Genomic DNA, 18,346 nt, shown 5'->3' with positions numbered 1-18,346 from the left:
AAACCGGTCATTGCCAGGAATCTGGCAGGGTGGTGCCAACCGTCCGCCCCGACTGCCTTTCGGGGCGGACGGCCGTTCGTGGGGGCGGCTCAGCCGCCCGTGCGGGTCACCGTCCGATGCGGCGGCGCAGCCGCCCGAACATGTCCCGCAAAACCGCCTCCTCCGGCAGCAGCGTCAGCCCGCGACCGCCGGGAAGCGGGACGCGCAGCGGCAGCCGGGGCTTCGCCCCGCCCGCGAAGGGCGCGCCCGCCGCGGCGACGGCGCCCAGCGCCGCTCCGACCGGGACGGCCCAGCGCAGGGCGTTGGACGGGTCGGCGGGGGTGGTGCCGTTGGCGGTGACCTGGACCGCGTCGCCACCGTCGAAGGACGGCTTGCCGCTCGGCGTGGGGCTCACGGTCGCGGGGACCGACGGGTCGCCGGCTCCGCCGGTCGCGCCGCCGCCGATGTCGCCGGCTCCGCCCGCCGTTCCCGAGCCGCCGTCGATGTCGCCGGAGGGGTCGTCGTTCCCGCCACCTGCCGAGTGGGCAGGTTTGAAGGCGGCGAGCGCGTCGGCGGCCTTGTCGGTCTGACTGCGCAGCGCGGAGGTCAGCGGGGCGTAGCCGGGCGGCAGTTCACCGGGGCCGGTGCCCGTGGTCTGTCCGGAGCCGGCGGCGTACCGGAGCAGCTTGGCGTAGTCCTGACGGGCGGCGGCGTCCAGCGACGCCGGGCGCACGACGGCGTGGACGAGCTGGGTCAGCGGGTAGGCGTCCTTCGCCTTGGCCGCGGCCGGGTCGACCTCGCGGACGGGGGTGCCGGACGCACTCGCGGCGGCCGCGGTCAGCGACCCGGCCGTCGGCGCGGTGAACTTCCCCGCCGCGTTGAGGAGGTGGGCGGTCTGCAGGCTGTACCTGTCGGCCGACGCGGCGTCGGTGATGGTCAGCACGAAACGTGAGCCGACGGTCTGCGGGCCGGGGCTCTTGTACGCGGGCGGGATGGAGAGCGTGTCCCAGGTGGACTTCCACAGAGTGTCGGCACGGCGCGTGTGCAGGGCGCCGGCGTGCATGTCGTCCACGTAGGGGTGGAAGTCCGTCATGCACTGCGTCTGATCGGTGTCGGCACCGGGCGGCACCGTGCACCAGGGGTCGCTCTTCGGGTAGTCGTCACGGTTCGGGTCGAACGTGCCCGTGGTGTTCAGGTCCGCGTTGGTGCTGTAGCTCGGGTTGACGGTCATGCCCCACTCGTCGGCGATGCCGGCGAGGAAGCGCCGCGCGTCCCGGTCCGAGTCGATCCACTTCCACACCGCGCGGGCGGAGTCGGAATGGCCGATGGCGGTCATCAGGTCCGTGTCCGTGGCCGGTGTCTCGGAGACCGACAGCTGCGCGAACTCCGGGTTGTACTTGAGGAACTCCGGGTCGCTCACCAGGCCGGCCGGGTTCTTCGCGGCCCACTCGTACCCCTTCGCGGGGGTCGACGAAATGACCGCTCCCCAGGGTGAGTTGCGATACGACTCGGTGAGCAGTTTCGCCACCAGGCGCGGGGTGAGGTCGATCGACTCCACCTTCGTTCCGGTGAGCTTGCGCACTGATTCGGGGGCGCCCGCCCTGGCGCGGCGTTCGATGGTGAAGCCGATGACCACACCGGAGAGCGCCACGGGTGCGTACGAGGCGTCGTCGGTGGCGTTCAGCCCGCGGGTGGTGAAGACCAGGCCGCTGTCGCCCTTGTTCTCCAGGCGGGCGCGGGCGTCGGGCTCGCCGAGCTCGGTGTAGCCGTAGACCGAGCCGCTCGCGCAGAGCGCGGTCTGCCAGCTGGTGATGGCGTCCGCGGCGAGTTCGCTGCCGCTGGTCGGGCGCTCCTTGGAGCCCAGCGCGCAGGTCGCGCCGACCTTGTTGAAGTCGAGCTTGACGGCGATGCGGTTCTTCCAGTTGGTGGAGGAGACCGGCGAGCCGGCGTTGACCTGGGTGTGGTCGGCGTAGGGCTTGCCGTCCAGGTCGAGGTGGCCCTGCGGGACGATGACCAGCCAGCAGGAGCGCGGGGCGGTGTGCCCGTTCCTCGTCACCAGCATGCCGCAGCCCAGGTGCGGGGCCTCGTAGGCGGTCTGGACCTCGAAGAACTCCTTGCCCGTGCCGCCGGCGCTGGTGCGGGCGAAGTCGATCTCGTTGGTGGTGTTGTAGTTGTACAGCCGGTTGTTCTGCAGGTTGCTGGTGATCAGCGTGCCGTCGACCGACTTGAACGGCACCTCGCCCGGGGCATTGGGATTGGCCGCCCCGTACTGGCTGTCCTGCCCGTAGTTGGTGGGGTCGGCGCTGTAGAAGACCTTGCGGCTGTCGTCGATGTCGTTGCCCGGCCAGGTGCCCCGGCCGGTGGTCGGCGAGGCGCCGTACTGGCACTGGGTACGGGAGGGCCCGGGGTTGCCGGGGACGGTGCCGTCGTCGTCGCCCCAGCACTGCATGATCTGCACGAAGTCGGTGTTGAACTGCGTGCCGGCGAACGCGGTCGGCGTGCCGCCCTTCCAGGAGACCGTGACGGCCTGGCTGGTGAGTGCCTTGGTCTGGCTGACCGTGAACGTCATGTCCTTGAACTCGCCGCGCCCCTTGACGCTGACGGAGGAGTTCTGCGGATCCGCCGCGACGGCGGGCTGCGCGGTCTGCGCGACCAGGCCGCCCAGCAGGGCGCCGACGGCCGCGCCCGCGGCGAGGCGCGCGAGGAGCCGGCGCACGCGGCTCCCACGGGTGACGGGGCGCTTCATCGGGATCTCCTCCGCAGCAGCTGGGAGACGGCGGCGGGCAGCAGGACCAGGCCGAGCAGGGTGATCACGGCCAGCAGCATCAGCGTCTGCGCGCCGCCCCAGCCGCTCTGGGCCGCGACGGTGACCGGCTGCGCCAGCGCGACGGTGCCGCCGGCGCCCCCGGAGGTGCCGGTGCCGCCCGTGGCACCGCCGTCGGCGGAGACGTTCTGGCCGGTGTCGGGGTCCACGGAGGGGGTGCCGCCGGTGCCGCCGGCGGTGCCCGCACCGCCCGTGGAGCCGTCGGTGCCGGTGCCGCCGGTGGTACCGCCGGTGGTGGTGCCGCCGGTGGAACCCGATCCGCCGGAGGTGGTGCTGGTGCCGCCCTTGGCGCCGCCGCTGCCGGAGGTGCAGGGCTGTGCGCCCTTCCTGTCACAGGCCTTCGGGAACGGGGCGGACTCGGCGAGCCGGTTGTGGCCGTCCGCGCTGAAGGTCGGGTTGTTGCAGCCCTTGATGTTGATGGACTGCGTCTTCACCCCGGGGATGCGGCGGATCTGGTCGAAGCCGGCCTGCACCAGGTTGATCGGCAGTGGCGAGTAGCCCAGTTCGGGCGCCTGCTGCTGGCCCTGGCACATGAAGTAGTACGAGAAGGCGCCCAGCGTCTTGCCCTTGGCCTGGGTGAAGGTGCCCTGCTCCTTCAGCGGCAGGATCATGTACGAGTAGCTGGACAGCGGGTAGTTGCGCCGGTCGGTGTCGTTGTAGACGCCCTCGAGCTTCTGGGTGAGGTAGTCCGGGGAGCTCTTGTCGGTGTTGATCCGCGCCTTCAGCAGCGACACCGCGACGTTCTGCGCCGTGGGCTCGGTGTAGTAGCCCGCGTGGTTGAGGACCTTGGCGACCGGGAAGTGCGCGTTCAGCGCGTACGAGTAGTTGACGTACCCGATCGCGCCCTCGCCGTAGCCCTGGGCGACGTAGCCCGCCACCCCGAGGTCGCCGGACTGGGCGATCATGCCGGGGAGGGTCGGGTAGTACGAGGTCTGGCCGCAGGCGCCGGAGCGTCCGACCTTGCCGCAGTAGGTCTGCCACAGCGCCTTGTGCTGGTTGGCCATCCACATCGTGAACTGCGCGGTGGAGCCGGAGCCGTCGGAGCGCACGACCGGGATGATCGAGCGGTGCGGCAGCTTGACGCCGGGGTTGTCCGCCGCGATCGACGTGTCGTCCCAGTAGCTGACGGCACGCGTGAAGATCTTGGTGACCACGTCGCCGGAGAGCCGCAGGTTGGTGACCCGCTTGCCGTTGATCGTGAGGTGGTACATGAACACGGTGCCGCCGGCCACGATCGGCATGTACGCGTACGTGCCCTTGGCCGGGTTCTCGGCGGCGGAGCCGTCGGTGGGCTTGGTCTGGAACGGGATGTCGGAGACCGCGAAGTCCACCTGGCCGTTCAGGAACTGACGCCGGCCGTCGGAGCTGCCCGTACCGGAGTAACTGACTCGCATGCCGTACTGGTTGACGCCGCGGCGCCACTCGTCGACCGCGTTCTCGGCCCAGGTGGAACCGGCGCCCGAGATCGGGGTGTAGCCGGCGTCGGCGACCGCGGGCTGCGCGGCCGGCACGACCACGGCGGCCAGCACGCCGAAGAACGCGGCGAGCGCGCTCAGGGCACGCCATCTGGCCCGGACGGCCGTGTGCCGTCCGGTGAGGGGATTGCGCATCAGTCGTTGTCTCCAGGAGCGGTGGCGGTGGCGGCGCCGAGCACGGAAAGGGCGGGGGCGTGGAGCTGGGCGAAGCGCTCGGCGTCGCGGCGGGAGGCCCGCTCCGCGCGGCGCGCCTGGCGCTTGGTCTGCTGACCCGGTCCGCGACCGCCGAGCACACGGGCGATCGCGAAGAGCACCAGGACCAGGGCCATCAGCACGGCAGCGGCGCCGAAGCCTCGGGAGATCATGGTGGGTTCCGGGGACTTGACGAAGTTGAAGACGGCCAGCGGCAGGGAGATCATCGGGCCCTGCAGCGGGTCGGCGTTCAGCGCCGCGGTGAAACCGGCGGTGAGCAGCACCGGCGAGGTCTCGCCGACACCGCGGGCGGTGCCGAGGATGACGGCGGTGGCCAGGCCCGAGCGCGCGGTGGGCAGCACGACGTGCCACACGGTCCGCCAGCGCGGCGCGCCCAGCGCCTCGGAGGCCTCGGTCAGCGTGCCGGGGACCAGCCGCAGCACGACGTCGGAGGCGCGGATCACGATCGGCAGCATCATCACGCTGATCGCGAAGGCCGCCGCCAGGCCCGACTTCTGCATGCCCAGGCCGAGGATCCAGGTCGCGTAGACCATCAGGCCGGCCACGATCGACGGGAGCGCCGTCATGGCCTCGACGATGGTGCGCACGAAGCGGGAGAAGCGGCCGGGGATCTGGTTGAGGTAGACCGCGCAGGCCAGGCCGAGCGGCACGGTGATGGCCAGCGCGATGCTGATCATGATCAGGGTGCCGAGCATGGCGTGCGCGATGCCGCCCGCGCTCAGCGGGTCCAGGGGGCCGGCGGCCTGCATGTCCTGGGTGAAGAAGTTGCCGTGCGGCAGGGCCGAGCGGCCGCGCCACAGCGTGAAGCCGACGACGAGGACGAGCGCGGAGAACAGCACGGTGGCGGCCGACCACAGCACGACCGTCATCACCCGGTCGCGGACGGCGGGACCGTCGTCCTCCAGGCCGGTCAGGATGGCGTAGGCGGCCAGGAAGGCCAGGTACGCGGTCACGGTGAAGCCCAGCGCGCCGGACAGCGGCGCGAGTTCGCCGAACAGCAGCACCGCCAGGCACAGGCCGGACGCGGCGGCACCGGTGAGGGCCAGCACCGCGTTGCGGTCCGCGCCGCCGATCCGGCGGGGGCGGTCGGGGAGTTCGGGTGCGTCGGGCGCGGCCGGGGCGGGCGCGGGCGTCGCGGGGGCGGCGTCCTGCACGGCGGCCGCGGGGGTCTCTTCGACGACGGTCATGTCATGCCTCGCTCTGCGAGCCGGAACGGGAACGGGCCACGACGGAGGAGGCGGTGAAGTTGACCACCAGCGTGAGCAGGAACAGCGCGAGACCGGCCGCCATCAGCGCCGACATGCCGAAGTCGGAGGCGTCTCCGTAGTGGAGCGCGATCAGCGACGAGACGGAGTTGGCACCGGTCTGGAGGATGTGCGGCTGAATGACGAAGACCGGCGAGATGATCAGGTAGACCGCGATGGTCTCGCCGAGCGCCCGGCCGAGGCCGAGCATGGTGCCGCCGATGATGCCGCCGCGCCCGTACGGCAGCACGACGGTGCGGATCACGCCCCAGCGCGTGGCACCGAGCGCGTAGGCGCCCTCGCGTTCACCGGCCGGGGCCTGGGCGAAGACCTCGCGCATCACGGAGCACTGGATCGGCGCCACCATCAGGGCGACCACGAGTCCGGCCACGAAGGACGAGGCGGTGTAGACGCTGCTGGAGGCCAGCGGCTCGCCCGGCTGCGTGCCGTCCACGTGCAGGAAGGGGATCCAGCCGAACCAGTCGGACACCCAGCGGGACACGCCGATGACGTGGCCCTGCAGGAAGAACAGGCCCCACAGGCCGTAGACCACGGACGGGACGGCGGCCATCAGGTCGACCATCGCGATCAGCGTGCGGCGCAGCCGGCGGGGCGCGACGTCGGAGATGAACAGCGCGGTGCCGAGGGCCAGCGGGAGCGAGAAGACCACGGCCACGGCGGCGATCAGCAGCGTTCCGGTGAGGACCGCCGCGATGCCGAAGTGGTGGACGTCGGGCTGCCAGGCGGACGTGGTGAGGAACGACAGGCCGGTGGCCTTGAGCGCCGACCCTGCCCTCAGGAGCAGGAAGATGCCGACCGCGGCCATGATCGCGAGGACGGTCGTGCCGGCTGCCGTCAGCTGCCAGCGGAAGACGCGGTCGCCGGTCCCGCGGGCCGAGTCCTTCGGGCGCGGTGGCGCGCTCTCCGGCTCCGGTCTGACCGGCTCCACTCCCGCCGATGCGGTTGACATTGCTGCGCCCCTCCCTCGATTACGCCATCTACGGGCGTAGTTCCCGGCAGATTCAATGGGGGGCGCATGTCGCGAGAGGCGTTCACAAGTGATGAAAATGTGAACAGTGCGTGTTCTACAGACGTGGGGGGCGTGGAAGTACCGCAGAGACCGATGGAGGTGAACGGGCGACGGTAGCGGACCGACCTGCACAAGCGCCAATTACGTTCACGGGTGGGTGAAATGTGCCGTCCAGGCTGGCTCCGGACGCATTCGCCGGAGCACTCTGCTGGGCACGTGCCAATCGCCCCGCCTTCCGGAGTGCCCCTCCCCGGCGCGCCCCGCCCCGCCCCCGATGCCGGAGTCCGTATCCCCTCGTGATCCATCTGACCTCGCCCCCGCTCTCCCCCGCCCTCGACGCGCGCTCCGCGGCGGGCCTCGTACGGCGGTGGCGCAAGGCGGTGGAGCCGGACGAACTCGCCCGTGCCTACGACGCGTTGGTCGAAGCCGGCCCGCTCGTGCCGACCCCCTGGGGCGCTCTTCTGGTCACCGGCCACGAGGACTGCCGGCAGGTGCTCGCCGACCGGGTCTGGCGCACTCTCGGCGCCCGCTGGCGCGACGCCCACCGCCCGGGATGGCGGAGCAGCCCGAGCACGGTGGGCCTGTGCGAGACCCCGCTGCAGCAGGACCCGCCGGAACACACCGCGCGCCGCCGCCCGTTGAACTCCGCGCTGGCCCCGCGCGCGATGCGCGAGGCCGCGGAGAACCTCGTGGAGCCCCTCGTCGCCACGTACGTCGACCGGTTCGCCGCGGCCGTGCGGCGCGGCGGCAGCGCCGACGTGGTCGCCGAGGTGTGCCGCCCGCTGCCGACCGCCGTGCTGGCGGGACTGACCGGGCTGCCGCCCGAGGTCGACCGGGCCTGGCTGGCCGCCGAGAGCGCCGCGATGGTGCGCGTGGAGGAACTGGCCGCACCCCCCAGCGTGGTGCGGCGCGCGGACGCCGCCGCCGTGGCGCTGCTGGACTGCTACGACCGCGTCCTGGCCGAACGCGTCCGGCGCCCCGCGGGCGACCTGCTGTCGCAGTGGGCGGCCGAGGACCCGCACGGGGCCCGCTATCTGCTGCTCACGCTGTTCTCCGCGGGGGTGCCGACCACCGCGGCCCTGCTGGCCGCCGTGGCCCTGGCGCTGACCACCCGGCCGCTGCTTGCCGAAAGGATCCGCCAGGACCCCGGATTCGCCGAGCGGCTCACCGACGAAGTGCTGCGCTGGGACCCGCCCGGACGCGTCGTGACCCGGGTGGCCGCGGCGGACACCGAGCTCGCGGGCCGCACCCTGCCCGCCGGGCAGGTCGTCCACGCCCTCATCGGTGCCGCCCACCGCGACCCGCTGTTCTTCCCCGACCCGCACGCCTTCGACCCCGACCGGCCCCCGCGGCGGCTGCTCGCCTTCGGTGCCGGCCTGCACTACTGCCTCGGGTCCCACCTGGCCCGTACTCAGGCGGTCGCCTTCGCGCGGGGCTTCGCCCGCGCGCTGCCCGGGGCCCGCGCCGCGGCTCCGCCGGAGCGCCACGCCGGCCCCAGCATGGCCGACATCGCCCGTCTTCCCATCCACTCGCCCCTCAGTCAAGGGAGACCGAGCCAGTGACCGACATCCAGGACGCCACGGACGTGTTCGACAAGGACCTGTCCTCGTCGACGTTCGTCCGGGCCATGGAGACGACCGGCATCCGGCCCTTCTACCGGCCGATGCACGCCTCGGCCGACGGCGAGGCCCTGGTCGAGGGCCGCCCGGTGGTGATGGCCGGCTGCAACGACTACCTCGGCCTGTCCACCGACCCGCGGGTCACCACGGCCGCCGCGCAGGCGCTGACCCGCTACGGCGCCTCCTGCTCCGGGGCCCGCACCCTCAACGGCACCCTGCCGCTGCACGGCGAACTCGAACGCCGCGTCGCCGACTTCCTCGGCACCGAGGCGGCCGCCGTCGTCACCACCGGCTTCCAGGCCAACCTCGCCATCGCCGCCCTCTTCGGCAAGGGCGACATCGTCTTCAGCGACATGGCCAACCACGCCTCGCTCGTCGACGGCATCCGGCTGGGCGCCGCCCGCCGCGCCCTGTACCCGCACTCCGACACCGGCCACCTGGACACCCTGCTGGAGCAGGCGACGGCCGCCGAGCCGGCCGCGGGCAAGGTCATCGTCACGGACGGCATGTTCTCCATGGACGGCGACCTGTGCCGGCTGCCCGACCTCACCGCACTCGCCTCCCGGCACCGCGCACGCCTGATCGTCGACGGCGCGCACGACATCGGGCTGCTCGGCGCGGGCGGCCGCGGTGTCGCCGAGCACTTCGGGCTGCTGGACCGGGTGGACCTGTTCACCGGGACGCTGTCGAAGTGCTTCGGCTCCACCGGCGGCTTCCTCGCCGGACCCGCCCGGGTGATCGACTACCTGCGCTACACCGCCCGTTCCGTGCTGTTCTCCGCCTCCATGCCGCCGGCCGCACTGGCCGCGGGACTGGCCGCGTTCGACATCGCCGAGGCCGAACCCTGGCGCCGCATGCGGGTCCTGTCGCTCGCCGACCGGCTCCGCGCGGGACTCCGCGAACTCGGCTACGACACCGGGAACTCCGTCACGCCCGTCGTGCCCGTCCTGATCGGCGACGCCGCCGACTGCGCCCGGATGTGGCAGGCCCTGCTCGACGAGGGCGTGTTCACCAACGCCGTGGGCGCCCCGGCCGTGCCCGAGGGGCGCTGCGTCATCCGGGTGACCGTGCAGGCCACGCACTCCGACGGTCACCTCGGCCGGATCCTCGACGCCTTCGAGGCGGCCGGCCGCCGCGTCGGCCTGCTGCCCGCGCTCCCCCGTCAGGCGGCCACCCGATGAGCGCCACCGACTCCGCGACCGCCGCACACGTGGGAACCGACGCCCCCGTCACGGTCTCCCCCGTCGAGGGCCGGGCCGACACCAACGCCTTCATCCGCCTGCCGTACGCGCTCTACCGCGACGACCAGCACTGGGTCGCGCCCCTGGAGCGGGAGATGCGCGCCTTCCTCGACCCGCGCCGCAATCCCACCTTCGACACCGCCGAGATCCGGCTGCTGCTGGCCCGGCGGGGCAAGACCGTCGTCGGCAGGATCGCGGTCGTCTCCGAACCGCGCTACCAGGAGCGGCACGACTTCACCTGCGGCCACTTCGGCCTCTTCGAGTGCGCCGACGACACTGGGGCCGCCGCCGCGCTCTTCGACGCGGCCGCCGCCTGGCTGGCCGAGCGGGGCCTGACCCGGATGCTCGGCCCGCTCAGCTTCTCCGTCAACGACGAGTGCGGGCTGCTCGTGGACGGCTTCGACGGACCGCCCAGCGTCGGCATCCCGTACAACCCGCCGTACTACGCGCGGCTGCTGACCGAGTGCGGCTTCGGCAAGGCCAAGGACCTGCTGTCCTGGCTGGTGCCGATGCCGCCCGACGGCGAGCCGCCGGCCGGCATCCGCCGGGTCGCAGAACGCACCCTGTCCGACCCGGCGGTCACGGTGCGGCCGCTGGACCCGGGCCGCTGGGACGACGAGATGGCCGTCATCAAGGACATCTACAACGACGCCTGGGCCGAGAACTACGCCTCCGTCCCGTTGACGGACCAGGAGTTCCGGCACATGGCGGCCCAGCTGAAGGCCGTGCTCAAGCCAGAACTCGTGCGGATCGCCGAGGTCGACGGCGAACCCGCCGCCTTCACCATGTGGCTGCCCGACGTCAACCAGGCGCTGCGCCCCGCACGCGGCCGGCTCACCACCTGGGGGCTGCCGGTGGGGCTGCTGCGCGTCACCCTCGGCATGGGCCGCATCACCCGGGTGCGGGGTGGCACTTCGGGCGTACGCAAGGAACACCGCAGCCGCGGACTGGTGGCGGTGCTGCTCGCGGACGCGCAGCGCGCCGCGCACCGGCTCGGCTACACCGAGACCGACCTGTCCTGGATCCTGGAGGACAACCGGGGCTCCAACCGGCACGCCCAGGCCATGGGCGGCGTCCACTTCCGCACCCACCGGCTGTACGTGCGCGACGGCGGCCCCCGATGAGGTACCTGGTCACCGGCGCGACCGGTTTCGTCGGCGGTCACCTCGTCCGCCATCTCGCGGAACGCGGCGACCGGATCACCGCCCTGGTGCGCGACGGCCGCCGGGTGCCCGGGGCCCGGCTCGCCCCCGGCGACCTGCGCACCGGCGAGGGACTCGACGACGCGCTGCGCGACGTCGACCGGGTCATTCACCTCGCGGGGATCACCAAGTCGGCCGACCCGCGCGCGTACACCGACGTCAACACCGACGGCACGCGACGGCTGCGCGACGCTGTCGCGGGACTCCCCGTGCCGCCGCGGCTGGTCTACTGCTCCTCCCTGGCCGCCTCCGGTCCGGGACGCCGGCGCCGCGCCGAGGAACCCCCCGTGCCCGTCTCCCTGTACGGGCGCAGCAAGCTCGGCGGCGAACTGGCGCTCCGCGAGGCGGCCGGCCAGGTGCCCGCCGTCACCGTCCGGCCGCCCATCGTCTACGGCCCGGGCGACCGGGAGTTCCTGCCCCGGCTGGTGGGCGCGGTGCGCACCGGACTGCTCCCGGCCGTCGGACGGCCCGGACCCCGGCACTACTGCCTCATCCACGTCGACGACCTGTGCCGCGCGCTCATCGCCGCGGCCGACCCGGCGACGGCCCCCGGTACGCACCACGTCTGCGACGGCACCGAGCACCGCTGGGACGACATCGGGGCCGCCGTCGCCACCGTCCTGCGCCGCCGCGCCCCCCGCGTCGTCCACATCCCCGCGCCGCTGGCCGCGGCGGCCGCGCGCCTCGCCGGCCGCTCCTCCATGCTCAACCCCGACAAGGTGGCCGAGGCCCGCCACCCCGCCTGGACCTGCGCACCCAGCGACACCCTGCCCTTCGGCCCCGCCACCCCGCTCGCCGAAGGCCTCCGCGCCTCCCTCACGGGCTGACCCGGACCCGGCATGCACACACCCCGAGGAAGGTGAGACCGTCATGCGCCGTCGACTGTCGCCGTACGAACGCGTGATCTGGGCGGCGGGCGAACGCCTCCCGGTCAACATCGCCGCCGTGGCCCGGGTGACGGGCCGGACGACCGCCGGGCAGGTACGGAAGGCCGTCGCCTTCGCGCGGGAACGGCATCCGCTGCTCGGGGTGCGGGTGGCGGACCCCGGCTGGTGGCAGGCCCGGCTGACGACGGCGGGCGCCGAGGACCCGCCGGTGCGCGTGGTGCGGGCCACCGGGACCGGAACGGCCGACGACTGGCCCCGGGTGGTGGAGCAGGAACTCCAGCGTCCGTTCGACACGGCCACCGGACCCCTGGCGCGCTTCGTGCTGGTCGACGCGGGCGAGGCCTTCGACCTGGTCGCCGTCTTCCACCACCTCGTCGCGGACGCGGTCTCGGCGGGCGTGGTCGTACGGGACCTCCTCACGCACCTGGCCGCCGCCCCGCCGGCCGGCACCGCCCCCGTCCTGGCCCCGCCGGCCGACCACCTCGTCCCCGGCCCGCGGGCCAACCCCGCCGACCTGCTGAGGACCGCCCGCGCGCTGGGCGGGCCGGTGCCCGTGCCGCGCCCGCGCGGCGGGCCGCTGGCGTTCCACCCATGGGCGCTGGACCGGGAGGAGACCGCGCTGCTGCTCAAGCGGTGCCGGGCCGAGGGGACGACGCTGCAGTCCGCGCTGTGCGCGGCCTTCGCCCGGGCGGCCACACCGGGCCGCCCCGCGCGCATCGCGGTCGCGGCGGACCTGCGCCGGGTGCTGGACCCGCCGCCGGGCGAGGCGGTCGGCCTGTACGCTGCCAGCTTCGTGATCTCCGCGGACGGCGGGGACGACCTGTGGACCGCGGCCAGGGACGCGCGGACCGACATCCACGCCCGGCTGACCCCGGACGCGCTGCGGCCCCTGGTCCGCGTCTTCCGGCTGGCCTCCGCCGTCCCGCACCGCGCGATCGGCGCGCTGCTGCGCCGCGGCGAGGAGCGCGGGCCCCGCTTCGACGTCTCCGTCAGCAACGCCCGGATGCCCATCCCGGAGGAGTACGGGCCGCTGCGGCTGTACGCGGTGCACGGCGCGGCGCACACCAGCCTGTCCGGTGCCCCGCTGGTCATCGTCATCGGCTTCGGCGGCCGGCTGTTCTGCAGCGTGACCTCCACCGACGGGGAAGCCTCCGCGGACCTGTGCCGGCGCGCCATGGAGCACCTGACGGACGGCGGGACCGGGGACTGAGCGGTCCCCGACGGGTACCGGCGCCCTCAGCGGGTACTGAACACTCGTGGCACGCACCGTCGGGGTCGAGGAAGAACTCCTCCTGGTGGACGCGCGGACCGCAGAGCCGCGGGCCGTCGCCGACGCCGTGCTGGACGGGGGCCAGTGGGCCCGCGAACTCGTGGTGGAGCTCCAGCAGGAGCAGCTCGAACTCAACACGTCACCGTGCGTCACGCTGGACCAGCTGCGCGGGGAACTGCGCACCTGGCGCCGACGGGCGGCGCGGGTCGCCGCATCCGAGGGCGTCGACATCGCGGCCCTCGGCACCTCGCCGCTGCCCTTCTCCCCGAGCCTGACGCCGCAGGGCCGCTACCGCAGGATGGTGCAGAACTTCGGCCTCACCGTGCAGGAGACGCTGACCTGCGGCTGCCATGTCCATGTGGGCGTCGCCTCCGACGAGGAGGGCGTCGCGGTCATCGACCGCATCCGGCCCTGGCTGCCGCCGCTGCTGGCCCTGAGCTCGAACTCCCCGCTGTGGCAGGGCACCGATACCGGCTATGCCAGCTACCGCTACCAGGTCTTCGGCCGCTGGCCGACCGCCGGGCCGACCGCGGGCTTCGGGTCCGCCGCGGAGTACCACCGGTCGGTCTCGCGACTGCTCTCCACCGGCATCCTGCAGGACCAGGGCATGGTCTACTTCGACGTCCGGCTGTCGGCGAAGTTCCCGACGGTGGAGGTGCGGATCTGCGACGTCTGCGCGGACTACCAGGAATCCGTGATGCTGGCCGCACTCGTGCGGGGTCTGGTCGAGACCGCGGCCCGCGACTGGGCGGACGGCCGCCCGGCCCCCGGCCCCGGCCTCGACGTGCTCCGCCTCGCGTGCTGGCGGGCCAGCCGCTCCGGACTCGACGGCGCCCTCCTCCACCCGGACACGCACCGCCCGGCGGGTGCGCACGACGTGGTCGAGGCGCTGGTCTCCCACGTCGAGGGCGCACTGAAGGACTCCGGCGACCTGTACACCGTCCGCGCCGGCCTCGACCGCCTCACGTCCCAGGGCACCGGCGCCCACCGGCAGCGCGAGACGTACGCACGCGGCGGCCCGGTCGCGGTCGTCCGCGAAGCGGTCGCCCGCACGCGGGCGTGACCGTTCGGCCCGAACGTCCGCCACGCACCCGGCGGCGGACCGGGGCCGCCCCGTACCCGGGCGTGACCGGGAGGCGGGCCTCCGGTGATCCGTAGGACGACGGTGGTCCGGGAGCCCATCGCCGGCGCGCCCGGCGCGCCGCGAACCGGGTGCCGGTGCACGGGCGCCGCCCACCCGGCGGCGTGCGACGGCACCGGCCGGCAACGCGGCGCGACACAACCAAGTCGCTCGTCCGGGAACCGCCACTCACACCCGGCCGTGACGAAGACGCCGTCCCCGTGGCCTGTACGACGACGGTCGTCCCGGAGGCCATCGACGCCCTGCGGCGACAGAGCCCGGCGACGCGGCCCGGTCGTCCGCGCAGCGGTCATCCGCACCGGGGCGTGACCGGCAGCCGCCCTCGGGTGATCTGTGCACACCGTGGGCACCGGGAGCGCGGGTCGTCCGGGAGGCCATTGGCGGGTGCAGGGGCGCCGCACGCCGGGCACGCCGAGGTCGACCGGCTCGCGCTCCGCGGCAGGTGTGCCCGCAGCCGGGCGTGATCGTACCGTCACGGCGAGCACGCGGGGCGCGGTATCGTCCCGGGGACGCGTGCGGGGCGCAGGCACATACGGCGCACGCGGCACTCGCACGGACCGGGGGACGGTGCATGAGCGACGCGCGCGCGGCGGTGGACCGGATGCTGACGCGGTTCGGGCTGTCCGCGCCGCCCCGGACCGACCGGATCGTCGCGGATGCCGGTACGACCCCAGGGAGCCTGCTGCGGGCGGCCATCGCGTTGCTGCGCGCCGCATGGGGCGGCGAGCGCAAGCCCGCGGCCGCCGCCGCGCTCGCGCTGCTCGTGCTGGCGCTGGACACCGCGCCCCGGGACCACCCGCTGCGCGCCCGGCTCGTCCTGCATCTGCAACTGGCCCAGCGCACCTTGGCGATGTACGGGGACGTCCGGGTGTCCGCCGAGGTGCGCCACCACCTTGCCGCGCAGACCCAGCACCGCTCCCCTGACGACCTGGTGTCCGTCGCCGCCCGCTGTCCGGGCCGGCCCGCGCAGCAGCCCGGCGCGCCGGCCGACCCGATCGAGGCGCGGGTGGACGCGCTGCTGGCCACGCTGCCGCCGGACGACCTCAGCCGCCCGGGGCTGCTGGCGGGGCTCGCGCACGCGGCGCTGATCCGGTACGAGTACGGGGCCACCGACGAGTTGCCCGCGCTCTGGCCGCGGGCCCGCGCCGCGTTCGAGGGACTGTCCCCGCGGCATGTCGACGCCCCCGACGCGGGCCGGGTCGCGGCGCTCGCGGGCGTCACCTGGATGCGGGCCCATCCCCACGACCGGGACGCCGTGGACGTCGCCGTGCGGGGCGGCCGGCTGGCCCTGGCCGCGACACGGGAGCAGACGGCCTCGGGCGGGGTCCGCGACCGGCACGAAGTCCGCACCGTGCACTTTGCGCTGGCGGTCGCCTTGATGTGCACGCTGCCGTGGGCACCGAGGCGCGAGACCGTCGACGAGGCGATGGAGCACCTGGAGGCCTACCGCGCCGAGGGCCTGCCGGACGACCATGCCGCGTACGAGATCAACATGGCCTCGCTGCTGACCGCCCGCGCCGTCGTGGCCTGGGACGTGGCGGACGCCGACGAGGCCGCGCGGATGCTCGGGGAGGTCCTGCGGCGGCTGCCGCCGGGGCACCCGCTGCTGCCGCACGTCGCGGACAAGGCGGCCCGGGTGGGCCAACTGCGGTCCGCGATGCCGCTGTTCCCGCGCGCGCTGGGATCGATGGCCGCGAAGTTCCTGCCGATGATGATGCGCGTCGCGCCCGCGGTGCCGCCGCTGCCGCCGCTGCAGGTGCGGACGGCGGCTCCGTCGCCCGGCGCGCCCGTCGATGCCCCACCGGAGCCCGCGCCCACGCCGGAACCGGAGTCCCCACCGGTCGCGCCCCCGCCGTTCGCGATCCCCGTACCGCCCGAACTGGCGTCCTTGGCCGAGGCGCTGACGAAGGGCCCCGGCGCCGGAACGGGCTTCGACCCGGCCTTCGTCGCCGACGCCGAAAGGAGGTTGCGGGCGGCTCTGGACGAGACCGCGCCCGGCAGTCCCGAACGCGCCCAGGTGGCGGGCGCGCTGATGTCCGCCGTCGGCATGGGGTACATGAAGGACCAGGACGCCGCGGCCGTCGACGAGGCCACCGCCATCGGCGACCGTGTCCTCGCCGAGCTGCCCTTCGGGTCCCCCGCCCACACCGACCTCGTTCTCCTGGCCGCGCCGTGGCATCACATGAGGGCCCTGCTCGCCATGGACGTCACCGCCCTGCGCGTCTGCTGCGAGGACCTGCGCGCCGCCCTCGACCGGCTGCCCGAGGACAGCCCGGGGCGCGTCGCCGGCGAGGTCGAGTACGCCAACGGCCTCACCAACCTCGCGGGCCTCACCCAGAACGCCGCACAGGCCGCCGAGGCCCGCCGGCTGAGCGAGCAGGCCACCCGGCGCGTACGGGAGACCCCGGTCCTGGCGGACGTGCTGGGCGACGTGGCCGCCTCGTACGGCATCTGGGCGGATTACACCGACGCGGTCGTACGCGGCGACCCCGCCGAGATCCGGGCGGCGGAGGCCGCCCTCGCCGGGGGGTTCGGCGCCGAAGTACCGCTGGTGCGCTTCGAGTCCGCCCGGAACGCGATGGGTGACGCCCTGGAACGCCACGCCTGGGGCGAGGCCGCCGACGCCGCCGAACGCGCCCTGGAGATCCTGCCGCTGATCGCCTCACGTGCCGTGGGCCGCGTCGACCGGCGGACCCTGCTCGACCACGCGCTGCTCGGACGCCGCTACCCGATCGCCGGCCCCGGCACGGACGCCGCCGGACGCCCGGATCCGCTGACCGGCACCAGCCTCAGCCGCACGGGGTGCGCGGCGGCGATCGCCGCCGGACGCCCCGCACAGGGGCTCGCCCTGCTGGAACAGGGCCGCGCGGTCCTGATGAACCAGGACCTGGAGGGCCGCACCGACCTCGGCGGCCTCGCCGCCGCGCACCCGGCGCTGGCCTCGGAGTTCCGGACCCTCGCGGCACGCCTGCGGCGGGCCGAGACGCCGGACGAGGCGGGCACGGCGGACGCAGGCAGCGAGCGCCACCTGGAACGGCACGTCGCGGCGGCCGAGTGGGAGGCGCTGCTGATGCGGGTGCGCGCCCGCCCGGGCTTCGAGCGCTTCCTGCTGCCGCCGACCGAGGAGGAGATGCGGGCCGTCGCCGCCGAGGGCCCCGTCGTCGTGGTCAACGTGGACCGGTTGCGCTGCGACGCGCTTGTGGTCACCGAGGAGCGGATCACCGCCGTCCCGCTGCTGGAGATGACGGAAGGTCAGCTCGCCCTGCGTGCCCAGGCGTTCCTGGCGGCGGTGAACCTGCGCCGGGACGCCTCCCGCGAGGAGCACGAACGCGCCCGCGAGACGGTGCTGGACACCCTCGCCTGGCTCTGGCACACGACCACGGAACCGGTGCTGCGCGCGCTCGGTCTCACGCGGCCGCTGCCGCCGGACGCGCCCGCGGCGGACATGCCGCGGCTGTGGTGGTCCGCCTCCGGCCCGCTCGCGTACCTGCCGCTGCACGCGGCCGGGTTGCAGCGCAAGCACGAGCTCCCGGAGCGCCGCACCGTCCTGGACCGCGTCGCCTCGTCCTACACTCCCACCCTGCGCGCCCTGCGGCACGCCCGCCGGGCCCCCTCGGGCCGCACCGGGGGCCGGCTGCTCGCGGTCGGCCGGCCGACCGGGCCCGGCGGTTCCGCCGGTGCCTCCGCCCGCGAGATCGCCGCGATATCCGACGCCCTGGGCGGTGTACGGGCCCTGGAGGGCGACGCCGCGACGCCCGGGCGGGTACGGGAGGCACTGCGCACCGCGCGCTGGGTGCACTTCGCCTGCCACGGCGTCAGCGACGCGGCCGACCCCTCCGACAGCCATCTCGCGCTGCACGGTGGGGCGCTCAGCGTCGGCGAGGTCTCCCGGCAGGAGCTGCGCTACGCCGAACTCGCGGTGCTCCTGGCCTGCCACACCGCCCACACCGGCCCGCTGCCCGACGAGGCGGTCCATCTGGCCTCCGCCTTCCAGGTCGCGGGATACCCGCAGGTCGTCGGCGCCCTCTGGGAAGCCGGCGACACCGCCTCCGCCGTCCTCGCCGGCCACCTCTACGCCGCGCTGCGGGCACCCGCCCCGGGCGCCGTCGCCTCCCTGGACGCCGGCCGCGCCCTCAACCACATCACCCACGCCCTGCGCACCCGCTACGCCCGCTCCCCCGAGGCCTGGGCCCCCTTCGTCCACATCGGCCGCTGAGACCC

11 protein-coding genes are annotated in these 18,346 nt (G+C 74.3%); 7 read left to right on the top strand and 4 right to left on the bottom strand.

Annotated elements, in window-relative coordinates:
• Positions 1-106: 106 nt before the first annotated feature.
• Genes ACFYXS_RS11315 through pstC form a run of 4 tightly spaced genes read right to left on the bottom strand, consistent with a single transcriptional unit; the run spans position 107 to position 6,705 of the window.
• Positions 107-2,725, bottom strand: coding sequence for a hypothetical protein (locus tag ACFYXS_RS11315; protein WP_389246381.1), 2,619 nt, complete (start codon positions 2,723-2,725; stop codon positions 107-109).
• Positions 2,722-4,413, bottom strand: coding sequence for a phosphate ABC transporter substrate-binding protein PstS (locus ACFYXS_RS11310; protein WP_389246379.1), 1,692 nt, complete (start codon positions 4,411-4,413; stop codon positions 2,722-2,724). The genes ACFYXS_RS11315 and ACFYXS_RS11310 overlap by 4 nt, the downstream gene beginning before the upstream one ends.
• Positions 4,413-5,678, bottom strand: coding sequence for a phosphate ABC transporter permease PstA (gene pstA / locus ACFYXS_RS11305; RefSeq protein WP_389246377.1), 1,266 nt, complete (start codon positions 5,676-5,678; stop codon positions 4,413-4,415). Before pstA ends, ACFYXS_RS11310 begins: the two co-directional genes overlap by 1 nt.
• A 1-nt stretch (position 5,679) precedes the next feature.
• Positions 5,680-6,705 carry a phosphate ABC transporter permease subunit PstC gene (gene pstC, locus ACFYXS_RS11300; protein WP_389246375.1) on the bottom strand — a complete coding sequence of 342 codons (1,026 nt, stop codon included), beginning with the start codon at positions 6,703-6,705 and terminating at the stop codon, positions 5,680-5,682.
• Between the two features lie 356 nt (positions 6,706-7,061).
• Between pstC and ACFYXS_RS11295 the strand changes: the two genes are divergently transcribed.
• The 7 genes from ACFYXS_RS11295 to ACFYXS_RS11265 all read left to right on the top strand — a co-directional run bounded on the left by ACFYXS_RS11295 (position 7,062) and on the right by ACFYXS_RS11265 (position 18,341).
• A complete protein-coding gene (locus ACFYXS_RS11295) occupies positions 7,062-8,327 on the top strand; it encodes a cytochrome P450 (RefSeq protein WP_389246372.1) in 1,266 nt (421 codons plus the stop codon).
• Positions 8,324-9,565: an aminotransferase class I/II-fold pyridoxal phosphate-dependent enzyme gene (locus ACFYXS_RS11290; RefSeq protein ID WP_389246370.1), complete on the top strand. Its 1,242-nt coding sequence runs from the start codon at positions 8,324-8,326 to the stop codon at positions 9,563-9,565. Before ACFYXS_RS11295 ends, ACFYXS_RS11290 begins: the two co-directional genes overlap by 4 nt.
• A complete protein-coding gene (locus tag ACFYXS_RS11285; RefSeq protein WP_389246367.1) occupies positions 9,562-10,749 on the top strand; it encodes a GNAT family N-acetyltransferase in 1,188 nt (395 codons plus the stop codon). The genes ACFYXS_RS11290 and ACFYXS_RS11285 overlap by 4 nt, the downstream gene beginning before the upstream one ends.
• Positions 10,746-11,654, top strand: coding sequence for an NAD-dependent epimerase/dehydratase family protein (locus ACFYXS_RS11280; RefSeq protein ID WP_389246365.1), 909 nt, complete (start codon positions 10,746-10,748; stop codon positions 11,652-11,654). Before ACFYXS_RS11285 ends, ACFYXS_RS11280 begins: the two co-directional genes overlap by 4 nt.
• Positions 11,655-11,697: 43 nt before the next feature.
• Positions 11,698-12,924 (top strand): condensation domain-containing protein, encoded by a 1,227-nt coding sequence (locus tag ACFYXS_RS11275; RefSeq protein WP_389246363.1) that lies wholly within the window; start codon positions 11,698-11,700, stop codon positions 12,922-12,924.
• 46 nt (positions 12,925-12,970) lie between these two features.
• Positions 12,971-14,047 (top strand): glutamate--cysteine ligase, encoded by a 1,077-nt coding sequence (locus tag ACFYXS_RS11270; RefSeq protein WP_389246361.1) that lies wholly within the window; start codon positions 12,971-12,973, stop codon positions 14,045-14,047.
• Between the two features lie 649 nt (positions 14,048-14,696).
• Positions 14,697-18,341 carry a CHAT domain-containing protein gene (locus ACFYXS_RS11265; RefSeq protein WP_389246359.1) on the top strand — a complete coding sequence of 1,215 codons (3,645 nt, stop codon included), beginning with the start codon at positions 14,697-14,699 and terminating at the stop codon, positions 18,339-18,341.
• The last annotated feature ends 5 nt before the right edge of the window (positions 18,342-18,346 follow it).

The sequence above is a fragment of the Streptomyces sp. NPDC002574 genome (genome assembly GCF_042889545.1).
In the GTDB taxonomy this organism is placed as follows: Bacteria; Actinomycetota; Actinomycetes; order Streptomycetales; family Streptomycetaceae; genus Actinacidiphila.
The sequence above is the reverse complement of the archived record's forward strand: the minus strand, read 5'-3'. Positions and strand labels throughout refer to the sequence as shown.